We start from the raw sequence: 15,964 nt of genomic DNA on the forward strand, positions 1-15,964 counted from the left end.
CCGGTGAACCTACTCAGTTCGTATTTTCCAGAGCTTCAAGCGAAATTACCACATTACATTCTATCATACGCTAGTACCCTCTGAGAAGCCTTTTTACGCACAAGCTAGATTGCTTAGGGAGCTATAGGTTCGCTGGTATTTGCCTGTCAAATCCGATACAATAAAAAGAAATGTCTTTAAAAACGTTTAGGAAGGTGAAGGTTTTGTCTGAAAAATCTGCTCCCGTCGCCTACGGCGGACAAGCCGTAATCGAAGGAGTTATGTTCGGCGGCAAGCACGTCAACGTCACCGCGGTGCGCCGCAAGAGCGGAGAAATCACGTTCCTTGAAGTGCCTCGCGAAGAAAAAAGCTGGGTTCGTTCGTTACGTAAAATCCCGCTGTTACGCGGTCTGGTTAGCCTGATCGATTCTAGTGTAAAAGGTTCTAAGCATCTCAATTACTCGTTCGACGCTTATGCCGACGATGAGATGACCCCTGAAGAACGCGAAGAATTGAAAGCGAAAAACAAAAAAGGCGAAGCTAAATTGAGTTTGGGCGCGATGATCGGTGTAACCGCCGCGGCAATCGTATCGTTTATCGTGGGTAAAGTGGTATTTACGTTAGTTCCTGTGTTTGTGGAAGACTTTTTGTTCAAAGGTTCGTTCAGTCATCAAATTTATCACAACCTGACTGAAGGCGGAATCAAGTTAGTGCTGCTCCTTCTGTATCTATATTTGATCTCGCTTACACCTATCGTCAAACGGTTGTTCCAATATCACGGAGCCGAACACAAGGTGATTACCGCTTTTGAAGCCGGCGAAGAATTGACGCCAAAAAACGTACAAAAGTATACCCGCCTGCATTACCGCTGCGGAAGTAGCTTTATTATGTTGACCGTCATTATCGGCATTCTGATCTACTCGGTATTTACTTGGGATTCGTTATTGGAACGCGTCGTTCAACGTCTGCTTCTGCTGCCTGTCGTTCTAGGCGTTTCGTTTGAATTTTTGAAATTCACGAACGCGCTGCGCGATATACCGGTTCTTCGTTTCCTCGGTTATCCGGGATTATGGTTGCAGCTTTTGACAACCAAAGAACCAACGGACGAACAAGTCGAAGTTTCGATCGCTTCGTTCAATCGGATGCGTGAACTTGATGCCGCTTATCAGAAACAAGGTGTTCCCGCTTCGGCGCCGAATCCTATACTCGATCCTCTGGAGGGTTGATATACCATGAGAAAACCAGGAGTTGCAGGTTGGATTATTCTAGCGTTGGCGGCATTGGGGCTTGTACAGATGTTGCTTAATCCGTCGCTCACTTGGCTGATTCCGATCGGAATCGTGATCATTCTTATCGCTCTGTATTTTATTTTGCCGAACAATGGACGCTCTGGAGGATACCGTACCCCAAGCGGAAAAAGACCCAAGATCAAACCTTCGGCGCGTACTCAAGAAAAGTTGGCTCGGATGTCTTCTTCCGCCTCGTCCAAACCACAAGCTGCACGTGTAGATAAAAATGCGGCTCCTGTAAAAGCGACGAAGAAAAAGAAAAACTATCCGTTCCAAGTGATCGAAGGACGCAAAAGCAAAGATGATGAAGATTTGCCAAAGTTTCATTAAAAAGAAGGTTGCGAATATTCGCAACCTTCTTTTTTGTATCCATTCGATCATGCACATGCAAGCAACCGATTAATTGCCCCAATATTGCTGCAATACACTTTTAACTTTAGGCGATAAAATATGTGCGGCACGGAAAAAGATATTGCCATCTACATGCTCACGGCCCAGTGTAGATTTGAGATGATCCGTAAGTTCGGTAGCATTACTCCATCCCGCTTCGCTCGTTCCCACTTTATAAGCGGCTTCGCCGATATACAGATCTACATTCGTACCGGCTACGACATTTTCCCACCAATCGACCACTTTTGCGTAATTAGCAGCGGTATTGGCATTACTCCAATACACTTGCGGAGCGACGTAATCGACCCATTCGTTTTTGACCCAAGTCCGTGCATCGGCATACGTCGTATCATACGCGGTTACGCCTGCGCGCGTATCGGAGCCGAGTGGCTCTGTCGATGCGTTGCGCCATACGCCGAACGGGCTTACACCGTAACTGACTGCTGGTTTGACCGCATCAATCGTTTGTCCCAACTTTTTAACGAAATCATTGATATTCGCTCGGCGCCAATCGCCTTTGTTTGCGATCGATGTCGTATTGTATTGCTTGTACGTCGCATCGTCGTTGAATTTCTTCGCTGCCGATTCGCCGTATGGATAGAAATAATCGTCCAAATGAACGCCGTCAATCTTATAGTTGTTCACAACTTCCATGACTTCATCGATAACGGCTTGACGAGCATTTGGAATTCCCGGATTGATATACAACTTGCTATCGAAATTAATGATCCAATCCGGATGAGATTTGGCTACATGGTTGGCAGCAAGCCCTGCGGTCGATGAACCGGTACTTGCACGGAACGGATTAAACCAAGCGTGGAATTCCATCCCCCGTTTATGTGCTTCTTCAATCATAAAAGCAAGCGGGTCATAACCCGGATCTTTTCCTTGCGTTCCCGTCAATACATTCGACCACGGCACAAGCTTGGACGGATATAACGCATCTGCGCTTGGACGCACCTGCACGAACACGGCGTTAATGCCGGTTTCCTGAAGCTGATCCAACATCGTCGTATATTGCGACTTTTGCTTGGTCGCGTCTTTGGACGACGGCCAATCCAGACTCGATACCGTAGCGACCCATGCACCGCGAAGCGCTGTCAGATTTCCTTGATTATCCGGTACGCCGGGTGTCGGAACACCAATAGGACCGTCTGGCGTTGTCAGCGTAATCGTTTGGGTACTTTGATTCCAATTCACGTTCAAACCGAGACCTTGTCCGACAAAACGAAGCGGAACCATAATACGTCCGTTCACACTTGCAACCGAAGCTTCTAATTCTACTGCATTTCCGTTCACAAAAGCGGTTTTTGAACCTAACGGAATCGACAGTAAGGTTCCGCCTTGATTGATCGTAACGACTTTTTCGCTTTGCGACCATTGAATTTGTGCGCCGAGACTTGTACTGATTAGACGCATAGGAACCAATGTCGTATTCGATACGATATAAGGATCTGCATCACCTTGAATCCGTTGTCCATCCAACATAATCTGAATAACCGATGCCGCGCGTGCTTGATGCGTTCCAGACACGCTCCATACTGAAAACAACAGCATTGCAGCCAGCAAAACCATAATCTTTTGAAGCCATTTCATGATTGCTACTCCCTCGTTTCCCCTTAGATGTCTTTCTAGACGGTAAAACTGCCTACTTTGTTTCACACCTCCCGAGTGTTCTATCTGTTATACGCAAAAAACATACCGATTGTAGCGCTATAATCGACGCTTTTTTTGCATACAAAAAAACATCTGTGCCGAAAGGTCACAGACGCCTTTTTTAATTTTCGTTCAATCCTTCATTTTGGATCGCCCGAAGTTCTTCGATTCTTTTGGGATCGCGATTGAAATACTCCACCAATGACTCGATTTGTGTGATTGAATTCCAGCTTAAATGATGTTCAATACCTTCGACATCGGTGTAAATATGACTTTCCTCTACGCCGATCTGACGCAAAAATTGTTCTAACAATTGATGACGATCCACCAAGCGTTTACCGATTTTTTTGCCTTTGCTCGTTAGAATAAGCCCCCGGTACTTTTCGTACACCAAGTATTCGTCTTTATCGAGCTTCTGAATCATTTTCGTGACCGAAGAAGGATGAACTTCCAGCCCTTCGGCGATATCCGATACCCGGGCGTAACCTTTTTCTTCAATTAGCAGGTAGATACGCTCCAAATAATCTTCCATACTGGGCGTTGGCATCCGCTTCCCTCATTTCCTTAACGTAAGTACCTTGAATCTGTTAGATCGTGGCGCCGATGAATGTCTGTATCGCAAGATGATTGTCCAATCGATCGAACATCGGCAAGCTTACTCTTCATGATGCGCCGGCACAATCATAGCTCAGTTCTATCAAAAACGACTCTTACTATGATACCTTTATTGGCTGTGTATTGGCAAGTTGAAGTCATAAAAAAAGAGAATACCCGTTAGACGGTGTATCCTCTTCGCGCGACCAAAGTCAGCAGCAACATCAAAATCAGCAGTAAGACGATTGTAGCACCTGGCGCAAAGTTCCATACGCCCGCAACAATCAGACCCACGATCACGGCGATCTCCGCAATTGCCACCGATAACACGATCGACATTCGGAAACTTTTTGCCAAAAACAGACTACAAGCGACCGGAATCGTAAGCAACGCGGACACGAGCAACGCCCCTACGATTTTAATTGCGGTACTGATGACAAGCGCAGCCAACACGGTAATGAGCATATTGAGCAATTTGACCGGAAGCCCGCTTACGGCAGCCGCATCTTCTTCGAACGTCAGCAAAAAGAGTTCTTTGTAGAAAAAGACTACAACCGCGACCACGATAACCGTAACGCCGCCGACCAGATACAAATCCGTTGTACCCAGCGTGTAAATACTACCGAACAAATAACTCGTTACATCCGTGTTATAGCCTTGTCCGAGCGTAAATAAGAATGATGCCATCGCGACGCCACCAGACATAATGACCGCAATGGATAATTCGGCGTATCCTTTGTACGCTCGGCGCAGTTTTTCGATCGCAAAAGACGAAATGACCGCAAAAACGAGTCCGACTACAAGCGGATAGACATTAATCAAAAATCCTAGCGCAACGCCAGCGATCGTAACATGGGCAAGCGTATCCCCAATCATCGACAAGCGCCGTAACACAAGAAAGATTCCGATCAGCGGTGCCGTAAGCCCGATCAGAAGCCCTCCAAGTAAAGCCCGTTGAAAAAAGTCACTGAACAAAATTTCCAAGTTACCGTCTCCTTACTGCTGCGATGCCGATCCGACGAGCGGAATCGAATGATTCAGATCCGTTTCAACGCAGTCCAGATCGTCGTGCGAATGACGCACGAAAAATTTGATTTTGCCATTTTGTTGCCGGGGTTCTTTGCCTAGATAGTCTTCCATACGATCCACATCATGCGAGACCATCAAAAACGTAATATTATGATGGCGGTGCATATGCCGAATCAATTCGAAAAAGCTATCTTGCGTTTCCGCGTCGACACCGACTGTCGGTTCGTCGAGTACGAGCAGGTCTGGGCGATTAATCATCGCTCTTGCCAAAAATACGCGTTGCTGCTGACCGCCGGATAGCCGTCCGATCCGCTTGTCTGCAATATCTTCGATCCGCATCACTTGCAGAGCATCTTCAAGCTTCGCTTTGGCTTCTTTCGTCAAGCGGCGAAACAGACTTTTATTCGTATAAAGCCCGGACATCACGACTTCACGAACCGTAGCAGGGAATAACATATTCAGCGCGTTTTTTTGCGGAACGTATCCGATACGCTCCCAATCTCGAAAACTGCGGATCGATTCGCCGAACAACTTAATCTCTCCGCTTGTCGGCGGCATCAATCCAACCAACATTTTGAGCAAAGTCGTTTTGCCGGCACCGTTCGAACCGACGATTCCGACAAAGTCTCGCTCTTTGATACTAAAGCTTAAATCTTTCATGACATGCTGGTCTTTATAGGAAAAGGACACGTCGCGTAGCTCGATCATCGGCTGATGACAATCTACTATCGGAATAGCGGACATGAGATTTCCTCCTTTTTTATCGGCGTTCAATCAAACGCGCGGTTCGGCAAGATCGCCGAAACCGCGCGTTTGTCTCTTCTTATTGTAAAGCGAGTAGCAGATTTTGCAAATTCTTTTGCATCAAACTGAAATAATCTTCGCCGTCTTTGGACTGTTGCTCGGTCAAGCCTTCAACCGGATTCAGTACCAAGGTATCGACGCCCGCTTCGCTAGCCAGTGTTTTTGCCAGTTTATCGGACACCAGTTCTTCGAAGAAAATGTAACGGATACCTTCTTCTTTTACCATTTTCGCTAGGTTCAGCATATCTTGAGCGCGTGGTTCCGCATCCGGGGAAAGCCCCATGATCGAATGTTGGGTCAATCCGTAATCACGTGCCAGATAACCGAAAGCTTGGTGCGAGACGACGATTTCTTTATTTGTTAAAGGAGTTAGCTTATCTGTAAATTCTGTATCTAAATCTTTAAGCTTTTTCGCGAGTGCTTCGTACCGTTCGTCATAACCGGCTTTGTGTTCAGGATCGGCTTCAACCAGACTGTCTCGAATATTTCCCGCCATGATAAGAGCCGATTTCGGGCTTACCCAAGTGTGCGGGTCGGTATGTTTGGCATCGGCAGATTCTTCATGATGCCCGTCTTCTTCATGGTGTTCATCTTCTCCATGTTCTTCGCCTTCGTGGTCGTGATCTGCTTCCGTTCCGCCGTGGTTATGACCATCATCTTCATCGGTCAAGATCAGATCCACACCTTTACTGACTTCCACTGGCTTAACCTCAGAATCTGAATTCAATCCTTTTAGAAAATCGGGTACCCAACCTTCAAGACCTGCTCCGTTATAGAAAAAGAGTTGAGCTTTTGATGTACTGACAATATCTTGACCGCGCGGCGTCCAATCATGAGGTTCAACGCCCGTAGGCAGCAAGTTAATGACATTTGCATCTTCGCCGCCGATGGTGGAAGCAAATTCATAAATCGGATAAAAAGTCGTCACTACGTTCACTTTTCCTTCAACGATCTTACCTGATGCGTTTTGTCCGCAAGCGGACAATACCATCATCGTTGCCAAAGCCAAAACCATCAGTACGCGCCCGGCATACTTTTTATTACGCTGCATATTAAAGACACACTCCGTTTCTGTTCAAAATCCGATTCCGAGCTTTTCACTCTAATCGTAACCATACCGATTATAGGAGTCTCTTTAAAAGTTGTCAACCTTTTTCGGTATATTTACGATTAAGAAAAAACAAAAAAAGAGACAGAGCTTTCGATGTAAGAAAGCTCTGTCTTCTATTTTATTTCACAAGTGCACCATTTGGCATCGAATCCGGTACAGTTGCAAGCGTCAGTTGATCGCCATGCGAAGCTGCCAAAATCATACCGCGCGATTCTTCGCCGCGAAGTTTAACCGGCTTCAGATTCGTTATGCAAATGACTTTGCGTCCAATCAATTCTTCCGGTGTATAGAATTTCGCAATACCGGATACGACTTGACGTTGTTCAAATCCAAGATCGAGTTGAAGTTTTAGCAGTTTATCTGCTTTTTTAACAGGTTCACACGCGATAACTTGGGCAACGCGAAGTTCGACTTTACCAAAGTCTTCAATGCCGATCTCTTCTTTGAGTTCCGGTGCTTCCACCGGCGCAGAAGCTTCGGCACTCGGCGCTTCCGTTGATTTCACTGGCGTACCGCCGCTCATCGATTCTACGATATTCCCAACTTCGACTTCCACGTCCAGACGCGGGAAGATCGGATCGCCTTTTTGCAATTTCGTACCTGCTGCGATTACGCCGAATTGCTTGAGCGTATCCCAAGTTCTCCAAGCTGACGCTTCGTCGCCCGCTATGCCGAGTTGCGTCCAAATCAGCTTAGGTGCACGCGTCAAGAAAGGTTGCAGTAACAGCGACGCGATACGCAGGCTTTCGATCAGGTGCAGCATTACGGAATCCAGCTCCGCTTTGCGACTTTCGTCTTTGGCAATAACCCACGGCTGCGTTTCGTCGATGTATTTGTTCGTACGGCTGACAAATTGACTGATCGCAGTCAGTGCGACCGAAAACTCCATATTGTCCATCGCTTGCTCGACTTTATCAGCGGCTGCGATTGCCGCTTCTTGCAGCGACGCATCAAACGGCGTCACTTGTCCGTGATAAGCGGGCACCTCGCCGCCTACATATTTGTCGACCATCGCAACTGTACGATTGAGCAAATTGCCCAGATCGTTAGCTAGATCCGAGTTGATCCGTTCAACAAAGCTTTCCGGCGTGAATTGTCCATCCGAACCGAACGGTACTTCACGCAGAACATAATAACGCAGTGCATCCAAGCCGTAGCGATCGATCAGTTTCACCGGATCGATGACGTTACCTTTGGATTTGGACATTTTGCCTTCACGAGTCAAGAACCATCCGTGTCCGAATACTTTTTTCGGCAATGGAAGATCCAGCGCCATCAACATGATCGGCCAATAGATGGTATGGAAACGCAAAATATCTTTACCTACCAGATGCACGTCCGCAGGCCAGTATTTCTCGAAATTCGACGGATCGTCGGAACCGTAACCAAGAGCTGTAATATAGTTGGACAACGCATCGATCCACACATAGACGACGTGCTTCGGATCGCTTTTAACCGGAACGCCCCATTTGAATGTCGTACGCGATACCGCCAAATCTTCTAATCCCGGCTTGATAAAGTTATTCACCATCTCGTTTTTACGCGATTCCGGTTGAATAAATTCTGGATTATCTTCGTAATATTTGAGCAGACGATCCGCGTAATTGCTCATTCTGAAGAAATAACATTCTTCTTTTACGAGTTCGACCGGGTGACCGCTTTCCGGGCTTTTGCCACCGATGACTTTGTTGTCCGCATCGCGCACGACGTCAGCCAATTGCGATTCTGTGTAATACGTTTCGTCTGGAATACTGTACCAGCCTTCGTATTCGCCTTTGTAAATATCGCCTTGCTTGAGCAAACGCTCGAAAATATCTTGCACGACATCGATATGACGCTTTTCGGTAGTGCGGATAAAGTCATCATACGAAATATCGAGTTTATCCCACAGGCTGCGGATTCCTTCTACGATTCCATCAATAAACTGAATCGGCGTTTGCCCGGCTTCTGCTGCTTTTTGCTCAATCTTTTGTCCATGCTCGTCTGTACCCGTTAAAAAGCGTACATCGTAACCGCGAAGGCGCTTGTACCGAGACATTGCATCTGCCGCTACAGTCGTATACGTATGCCCGATATGTAGCTTACCGCTTGGATAATAGATCGGCGTTGTGATATAAAAACTTTTTTTCTCTGTCATCTGTTTTCTCTCCTTCATCAAGTTAGATACGGAGCGGAACATATCAAAAAGACTCCCGCCCCAAAATGGGACGAGAGCCGTAAGCTCGCGCGGTACCACCCACATTCCCTTCGTTCTCACAAATCGAAGGCTCTGCCGGTCACATTCGACCGTCCATTAACGCTGGAACACGCTTTGCACTTATCGGACCGATTCACGACTTGTACAAAGTTCCTCCCGGACCATATTCGAAGGGATCTCCAGACCGGCTTGCAGCGTCTTGCCCGGTTCTCTGTCACAGGTTGTTCCTTCTACTCATCCATTCTTCGGAATTCATTTTAACATTCAAATTGTATATCTAACACGCATACAATATAGAAAATATACCGAAAAAAAGCCCGAGGTGTCAAGCTTACTGAGCAAGCGATTTCTAAGCTTACTTAAGCCGGGTCGCCGTGAACTTTGGAGTTTGGCGGTACGGGATCAAAGCCACCTTCATGAAAAGGATGACATTTGCTGATCCTTTTCGCGGCAAGCCAGCTTCCTTTTGCAGCTCCATGGACTTCAATCGCTTCTAGCGCGTACGCCGAGCAGGTCGGAACGAACCGACAGCTTGGCGGCGTCAAAGGCGAAATGAACTTTCGATAAAAACGGATCGTGCCTTGCACGGTGCGGCGAGCGATCTTCATTACGCTTCACGCTTCCCGGCAATTGCGCTCACAGGTTGTTGCGCCGCTTCTTCGCGGCAATCTTTGCAATAACCAAACACTTCGAATTTATGCTTCACCACTTGGAAATCATCTGGCGATTCGGTCAACTGCATCGGGCAAAACGTAATCGGATACGTCTTCTCGCACTGCAAACAAATCATATGATGATGGTGATGGTCTTCGCTACAATGCAGCTTGAACTTCACGCCTTCTTCGAACACGATCTGCTCCAACACGCTCAGTTCTTGCATCACGCGTAAGTTGCGGTACACAGTATCAAAACTTAGACCTTTGTATTTTTGTCCCATATATTCATAAACGTCTTTTGCGGACAGATAACCCGGCGCTTCGGCAAATAACTTTGCCAATGTTTTGCGCTGATCCGTAATCCGCAGCCCTTGCTCCGCCATAATCTCGATAATACGTTCCGTTGAAAGCATCGGTGATCCTCGCCTCCTGCCATTCTTCGCTTTTTCATTAACTTCTTATTCGTAATACCCTTTATTTATAATGCCCCAAATGACAGGTAGAGTCAATCGGACACCTTTCGGTAGACGTATACGAAAAAGCCGATTCCGTCTATCTGGAATCGGCTTTTTGATCTTTAATCTTGCTTATTATTGCTTGACTTGTGGCATTTGGCTAAAGATCAAGTTAACTGCCAAGTTACTGCCTGGAGCTGGTGTGAACTCAAGTTCTACACTTTCAGCGACATTGCCTGTACGATACAATACGCCAGCTTCATTCGATGTATTCAGTGCCGCGCCTACAAGACCCAGACCTGGTGCAGCCAATTCAACGATTTGACCGTTTACTACGATCCAGCCGGCATACTTACCTCCGCGTCCGTTGAACGTAATCAACGTGTTTGGAGCTACATAATCAAGTTTGACTTTGTAAAGCACGCCGAAGTTACCCAAGTTCGATTCCGGCATATTGTTTGGAGCATCTACACCGACAAGGTTAAGATCGTCGTTATTGTCTCCGATTAGAAGCTTGGTTGGCGTAGCTCCGCCTACAGCATCAAATACATTGATGATTTTGGTTGCCAATGGATACGTACCCCGGTTATGAACCCCATCACGTTTTGCAGTTGGCAATACGTTTGCAGCTTCGATCGGATCATCACCTGTTGGAATCATCAACGTGCTGTATTTGATCGGCTGCGTTGAATCTACATCAGCAAGAAGCGAGATTACCGTTTTGTTTGCCATCGGGATTGCATTCAGTTCGGTCAAAATCACTTTGCTTTCGCCTGGTTGAAGCGTCACACTCGAACGTTTTGTTCCTTGAATGATCGCTTGGTGATAACGTTGCACCGATACTTTGCCCGCTGCTGTCGCATAAGGGCTTGGTCCACCAAATCCGCTATCAAGCGTACGGATCGTAGTCGGAGTTGCATTGTTATTGGTCGCGACGACATACATCGTTACACGCTTGCCTGTATAGTTCGCATGGTGCACCATGAAGCGTACTTTACCGGAAATCGTATCTTCGTATACTTTACCTGTCTCATAAACAGATTCCGGGCTGTTACTGCGATACAAAGTTACGTCTTCGAACGAATCATAACGATTGACTTTCTTCATCGCTGGGACACTGCCGCCGTCGAATAAGAATTTTGTTCCGATCGGAATAAAGAGTGCATTGTATTCATCTTGCGTATACAGCACTTCGTCCGTAATCGTGATTGTTTTCGTAAACGTATCTGTCGCTCCATCTTCGTCAGTAACGGTCAACGTAATATTTTGAGGACCGGCAGTGAAGTAAGCGCCTTTTTGGTTTTCCCATGTACGGCTATTCGCTTCTGGCAACACACCGTCTGGATCATAACTTTGATCCGTGAATGTCACCGGTTCGCCTTGACGGTAAGTGTCTTTGTCTGTGGCGAATTGCGCAACTGGCGGTTGGTTTGGCGCTTCGACTTTAATTTGTTGCGTGAAAGGATCACTCCATTGTCCTTGAGAATCTTGTACCGAATAAGAAACGGTATACGTTCCCGGATCGGTGAAGATGTCTTGACGTCCTTCCCAGCGCTCATTCACAATCGCATAACCCGAAGGTGACGACGATTTGGTTTGATACGTGACATTCGTTTCACCCGCAATAATCGTTTGCGGTTGCACGGTAAACGATGCCGTAGGCTTCGACGAAATCGTCAAAGAGATCGTTTGCGTTTTGTAATCGATTTTGTACGGAATCGCCAGCGCCTTCGTGATCGACGTCAACGGAACCATAAACGTATTTTTTTCTTGATACGAAGTGCCTTTCATCTTCGTTGGAACGCCGTTCACGGTATACGTGTCGGTTCCTAATTTGAAGCGAAGTTCATCGGTACCTTTTTTGATAACCGTTTCTTTTGTTTTCGCGTCGTATGTAAGTTTGAGACCTACGCGGTCAACGAACGAACGAGCTGCGATATAAGAGACTCCATTCTTTGCAGCCATCGGTTGAGCCGCTGTATAGGTTTGACCGTTTTGATACATTTTGTTTCCGTTGATCGTCAACACCAATTGATCCGTTCCAAGCGTCGATGCTGCATCAAACGCTGGAGTTGCTGGTTTATTGGTTGTAGGCGTTTGGGATGGTGTATTGTTTGTGCTTGGTACATTTGCCGGAGTATTCGTCGTTGGATCAGGCGTACCTTGTGCAGGAATTTCTGGCGTTGCTGGTGTTTCTGTAGAATTCGGCGTAATCGTTGTTTCTTCATCAGTCGGCGCCGCGTCGTCTGCTGGGACTTCTTCAGCGACCGGAGCATTTTGCTGCGTATTGGCTGGTGCGTTAGCCGCCGGTTGCTCTGCCGATGTTGGAGCGGCAAGCTTTTCCGAATATGTTTTCGAAGTTCCGTCAGGTTGTACCACTTCTCCTTGTACAACAACCGGTTTATCTTCCGATGTCGAAACTGCTTGCGCCGATGCTGCTGCCGGCAATACAGCCGCCGCTTGCACGACAACGAGCAATGCGATAATCGTGATTTTCTTTAAATTCATTTTACGACTCCCTTTATATCTGAATTTGGTCATTCTCTCACTAAACACATACATGTAGACGCAGAAATCGGTTAAAAGTTTCTATGAATTCATAAAAAAAACGACTCTCCTGTAAAAGGAAAAGCCGCTTTTTGTAAACGTTATGCAAGTATTTACTGAAGGTTAGCAACAAGGCGACCGGATTCAACCATTCGATACGCCCACTCGACTTGTTGCTCTGTTGGTGAAGGAACGTTTTCTAATGGGTATGCTCGACCTAATTCTTTCCATTTGTAAATGCCCATCTGGTGATACGGAAGAATTTCGAATTTTTCGACGCCATGCAAGGTTCCAATAAATTTCCCCAAATTTCGCAAATGATTTTCGTCATCGTGAATACCCGGTACGAACACATGCCGAACCCACATCTTTTTGCCATGTTCCGATAGCCATTTTGCGGTATGCAGGGTCTGCTCGTTACTTACGCCAGTCAGCACTCGATGCTCATGATCATCAATATGCTTCAGATCAAGCAAGACAAGATCCGTGACATCCATTAGTTCGTGTAACTTCTCCGCGTTGTTAAATCCGTTGCTATCGAGCGTGGTATGCAGTCCCCAGCGGGCTTTCACTTCACGGAACACTTCTGTTACGAATCCGGCTTGCAACGTCGGCTCTCCGCCCGAGATGGTCAGCCCACCGCCCGACGACCGATAATAATGGATATACGGCTCGATTTCAGCCAACACCTCTTCGACCGTCACTTCACGCCCTCCGTCAAAATGCCAAGTATCCGGGTTGTGGCAATACTTGCATTTCATCAGGCAGCCTTGCATAAATAACACAAAGCGAATTCCAGGCCCGTCGACCGTTCCGAACGTTTCCAGTGAATGTATCCGCCCTTTGCGACTCATGACTTTTCACCCTTTCTTTTTACATATTGGAGTGGAAAGTACGATGAATCACATCCAATTGTTGTTCGCGCGTCAACTTGATGAAATTCACCGCATACCCAGAAACCCGAATCGTCAATTGCGGATAATTTTCAGGATGATCCATCGCATCCATCAATTGTTCGCGGTCGAAAACGTTCACGTTCAAGTGATGCCCATGACTGCCGAAATATCCGTCCAACATCGCAACCAGATTGCTTTTACGCGTATCTTCTTCTTTGCCCAAAGCTTTCGGTACGATCGAGAACGTATTCGAAATACCGTCAAGGCTTTGTTCGTAAGGAAGCTTCGCAACCGAACTCAGTGACGCTAACGCGCCTTTTTTGTCGCGTCCGTGCATCGGGTTTGCGCCCGGTGCAAACGGCTCGCCCGCTTTGCGTCCGTCTGGCGTATTCCCGGTTTTTTTTCCGTATACGACATTTGATGTGATCGTAAGTACCGATTGCGTCGCAACCGAATCCCGGTACGTTTTGTGTTTGCGAATCATACCCATGAAGTCCTCGACGAGCTGTACCGCAATCTGGTCGACCCGATCGTCGTTGTTGCCGTAGCATGGATAGTCGCCTTCGATTTCAAAATCGACTGCAATCCCTTGCTCGTTACGAATCGGTTTTACTTTGGCATATTTGATCGCACTTAACGAATCCGCCGCAACCGATAGCCCCGCAATCCCGCAAGCCATCGTCCGTAGAATGTCACGGTCGTGCAGCGCCATCTCAATACGTTCGTAGCTATATTTGTCGTGCATATAATGGATAATATTCAGCGCATTCAGATACACTTCCGACAGCCATTCCATCATCGGCGTATAGCGCTGCATCACTTCGTCATAGTCCAAATATTCGGAAGTGATCGCCGGAAACTCCGGCCCGATCTGTTCACCGGACTTTTCATCTTTACCGCCGTTGATTGCATACAGTAACGTTTTGGCTAAGTTAGCTCGTGCCCCGAAAAATTGCATTTGTTTCCCGATCCGCATCGCCGATACACAGCACGCAATCCCGTAATCGTCACCGTAGATTGGACGCATGAGATCATCGTTTTCGTACTGAATCGAACTGGTTTCAATCGAGACTTTCGCGCAATATTTTTTGAACGCATCCGGCATTTGTTCCGACCATAATACGGTTAAGTTAGGTTCTGGTGCAGGGCCTAGATTATATAAAGTGTGCAAAAAGCGGAAACTGTTTTGCGTCACTCGAGTCGTGCCGTCTTCAGCCATGCCGCCGATCGATTCCGTTACCCATGTTGGGTCGCCGCTGAACAATTCGTTATAATCCGGTGTGCGCAAAAATTTGACGATACGCAGCTTCATCACGAAATGATCGACCAATTCTTGCGCTTGTTCTTCCGTTAACGTTCCTTCGGCAAGATCGCGCTGAATATAAATATCGAGGAAGGAAGACACGCGTCCAAGTGACATCGCCGCTCCGTTTTGTTCTTTGACCGCAGCCAGATAGCCGAAGTACACCCATTGGAACGCTTCTTTTGCCGTCGTTGCAGGTTGGGAAATATCGATTTCGTGCATGTTCGCCATTTGTTTCAATTCACCCAGTGCGCGGTATTGCTCCGAAATTTCTTCACGCAATCGAATCGTCGCTTCGTCCATCCCTTCTCCGACGGTTTCGTTATGTTCATGTTGTTTTTGTTTCATCAAAAAATCGACGCCATACAATGCCACGCGGCGATAATCGCCGATGATCCGTCCGCGACCATAAGCATCCGGCAGCCCCGTTACGATACCCGATTTTCTAGCGGCACGAATTTCCGGCGTATAGGCGTCAAACACTCCTTGATTATGCGTTTTGCGAATATTCGTGAAAATATCAATGATCGATTGAGGCACTTCAAAACCGTAAGCTTTACAAGCGTCGATCACCATCCGAATACCACCGTAAGGTTGAATTAAACGTTTAAACGGTTCATCTGTCTGCACGCCTACAATTTGTTCTTTGGTTTTGTCCAAATAACCTGCGTGATGCGACGTAATCGATCCCGGCGTGTTTACATCAACGTCCCAGACGCCGCCGCGTTCCCGTTCTTCTTTCGACAATTGAGATACGATCTTCCATAGTTCTTGTGTAGCTGTAGTCGCGCCAACCAAAAATTGTTCGTTTCCGGTATAAGGCGTAATATTTTCATCGATGAAGTTTTTGGTGTCAACATAAGTCATCCATTTGCCCGGTTTGAATGTTCTCCAAGCTTCGCGATGTAGATCGGTCATTTCTTTTTCTATAATCGACATGAGATAACCTCCATTTAATATAGATTAGGTGAAAAATATCACATTCGTTGTTGCGGAAAAGAATCAAGCATCTTTCATGTCTTTATTATGCCTCTATTGCAGTTTGGAAGATGTGAGAT

Annotated in this window: 13 protein-coding genes; 2 read left to right on the forward strand and 11 right to left on the reverse strand. The window is 46.8% G+C overall.

Features of this window, described 5'->3' with window-relative positions; translation table 11 throughout:
- The first annotated feature begins 203 nt into the window (after positions 1–203).
- Positions 204–1,205, forward strand: coding sequence for a DUF1385 domain-containing protein (locus NOM90_RS03370; protein ID WP_255939989.1), 1,002 nt, complete (start codon positions 204–206; stop codon positions 1,203–1,205).
- A gap of 6 nt (positions 1,206–1,211) precedes the next feature.
- Positions 1,212–1,598 (forward strand): hypothetical protein, encoded by a 387-nt coding sequence (locus tag NOM90_RS03375; protein WP_255939990.1) that lies wholly within the window; start codon positions 1,212–1,214, stop codon positions 1,596–1,598.
- Positions 1,599–1,667: 69 nt separating this feature from the next.
- Here NOM90_RS03375 and NOM90_RS03380 read toward each other — a convergent pair whose 3' ends face one another.
- The 11 genes from NOM90_RS03380 to pflB form a co-directional block, all read right to left on the reverse strand.
- Entirely contained in the window at positions 1,668–3,254 is a 1,587-nt protein-coding gene (locus NOM90_RS03380) for a family 10 glycosylhydrolase (RefSeq protein ID WP_255939992.1), read from the reverse strand.
- A gap of 181 nt (positions 3,255–3,435) precedes the next feature.
- Complete coding sequence (mntR, locus tag NOM90_RS03385) at positions 3,436–3,861, reverse strand: transcriptional regulator MntR (protein ID WP_255939994.1); 426 nt, start codon at positions 3,859–3,861, stop codon at positions 3,436–3,438.
- Between the two features lie 227 nt (positions 3,862–4,088).
- Positions 4,089–4,892 (reverse strand): metal ABC transporter permease, encoded by an 804-nt coding sequence (locus NOM90_RS03390; protein WP_255939995.1) that lies wholly within the window; start codon positions 4,890–4,892, stop codon positions 4,089–4,091.
- Positions 4,893–4,904: 12 nt separating this feature from the next.
- The gene (locus tag NOM90_RS03395) at positions 4,905–5,681 is read right to left on the reverse strand and encodes a metal ABC transporter ATP-binding protein (RefSeq protein WP_255939997.1); all 777 of its coding nucleotides are present in this window, start codon (positions 5,679–5,681) and stop codon (positions 4,905–4,907) included.
- Between the two features lie 79 nt (positions 5,682–5,760).
- The gene (locus NOM90_RS03400) at positions 5,761–6,792 is read right to left on the reverse strand and encodes a metal ABC transporter substrate-binding protein (protein WP_255939998.1); all 1,032 of its coding nucleotides are present in this window, start codon (positions 6,790–6,792) and stop codon (positions 5,761–5,763) included.
- A gap of 178 nt (positions 6,793–6,970) precedes the next feature.
- Complete coding sequence (gene metG, locus NOM90_RS03405; protein WP_255940538.1) at positions 6,971–9,007, reverse strand: methionine--tRNA ligase; 2,037 nt, start codon at positions 9,005–9,007, stop codon at positions 6,971–6,973.
- A 401-nt stretch (positions 9,008–9,408) separates the two neighbouring features.
- Positions 9,409–9,657 carry a membrane protein insertion efficiency factor YidD gene (yidD, locus tag NOM90_RS03410; RefSeq protein ID WP_255939999.1) on the reverse strand — a complete coding sequence of 83 codons (249 nt, stop codon included), beginning with the start codon at positions 9,655–9,657 and terminating at the stop codon, positions 9,409–9,411.
- Positions 9,657–10,118, reverse strand: coding sequence for a Fur family transcriptional regulator (locus NOM90_RS03415; RefSeq protein WP_255940000.1), 462 nt, complete (start codon positions 10,116–10,118; stop codon positions 9,657–9,659). The genes yidD and NOM90_RS03415 overlap by 1 nt, the downstream gene beginning before the upstream one ends.
- 177 nt (positions 10,119–10,295) lie before the next feature.
- On the reverse strand, positions 10,296–12,668 hold the full coding sequence (locus NOM90_RS03420) for a stalk domain-containing protein (RefSeq protein ID WP_255940001.1): 2,373 nt from the start codon (positions 12,666–12,668) through the stop codon (positions 10,296–10,298).
- A gap of 152 nt (positions 12,669–12,820) precedes the next feature.
- Complete coding sequence (gene pflA, locus NOM90_RS03425) at positions 12,821–13,561, reverse strand: pyruvate formate-lyase-activating protein (protein ID WP_255940002.1); 741 nt, start codon at positions 13,559–13,561, stop codon at positions 12,821–12,823.
- A gap of 19 nt (positions 13,562–13,580) precedes the next feature.
- A complete protein-coding gene (gene pflB / locus NOM90_RS03430) occupies positions 13,581–15,845 on the reverse strand; it encodes a formate C-acetyltransferase (protein ID WP_305120892.1) in 2,265 nt (754 codons plus the stop codon).
- Positions 15,846–15,964: the final 119 nt, after the last annotated feature.

It is taken from the genome of Saccharibacillus sp. JS10 (genome assembly GCF_024436065.1).
Lineage (GTDB): Bacteria > Bacillota > Bacilli > Paenibacillales > Paenibacillaceae > Saccharibacillus.

Bases quoted from the DNA above. Each gene is read 5' to 3' on its own strand.
- yidD (WP_255939999.1), bottom strand. From the start codon at position 9,657: ATGAAGATCGCTCGCCGCACCGTGCAAGGCACGATCCGTTTTTATCGA.
- mntR (WP_255939994.1), bottom strand. From the start codon at position 3,861: ATGCCAACGCCCAGTATGGAAGATTATTTGGAGCGTATCTACCTGCTA.
- NOM90_RS03395 (WP_255939997.1), bottom strand. From the start codon at position 5,681: ATGTCCGCTATTCCGATAGTAGATTGTCATCAGCCGATGATCGAGCTA.
- NOM90_RS03375 (WP_255939990.1), top strand. From the start codon at position 1,212: ATGAGAAAACCAGGAGTTGCAGGTTGGATTATTCTAGCGTTGGCGGCA.
- NOM90_RS03380 (WP_255939992.1), bottom strand. From the start codon at position 3,254: ATGAAATGGCTTCAAAAGATTATGGTTTTGCTGGCTGCAATGCTGTTG.
- metG (WP_255940538.1), bottom strand. From the start codon at position 9,007: ATGAAGGAGAGAAAACAGATGACAGAGAAAAAAAGTTTTTATATCACA.
- NOM90_RS03415 (WP_255940000.1), bottom strand. From the start codon at position 10,118: ATGCTTTCAACGGAACGTATTATCGAGATTATGGCGGAGCAAGGGCTG.
- pflB (WP_305120892.1), bottom strand. From the start codon at position 15,845: ATGTCGATTATAGAAAAAGAAATGACCGATCTACATCGCGAAGCTTGG.
- pflA (WP_255940002.1), bottom strand. From the start codon at position 13,561: ATGAGTCGCAAAGGGCGGATACATTCACTGGAAACGTTCGGAACGGTC.
- NOM90_RS03420 (WP_255940001.1), bottom strand. From the start codon at position 12,668: ATGAATTTAAAGAAAATCACGATTATCGCATTGCTCGTTGTCGTGCAA.
- NOM90_RS03400 (WP_255939998.1), bottom strand. From the start codon at position 6,792: ATGCAGCGTAATAAAAAGTATGCCGGGCGCGTACTGATGGTTTTGGCT.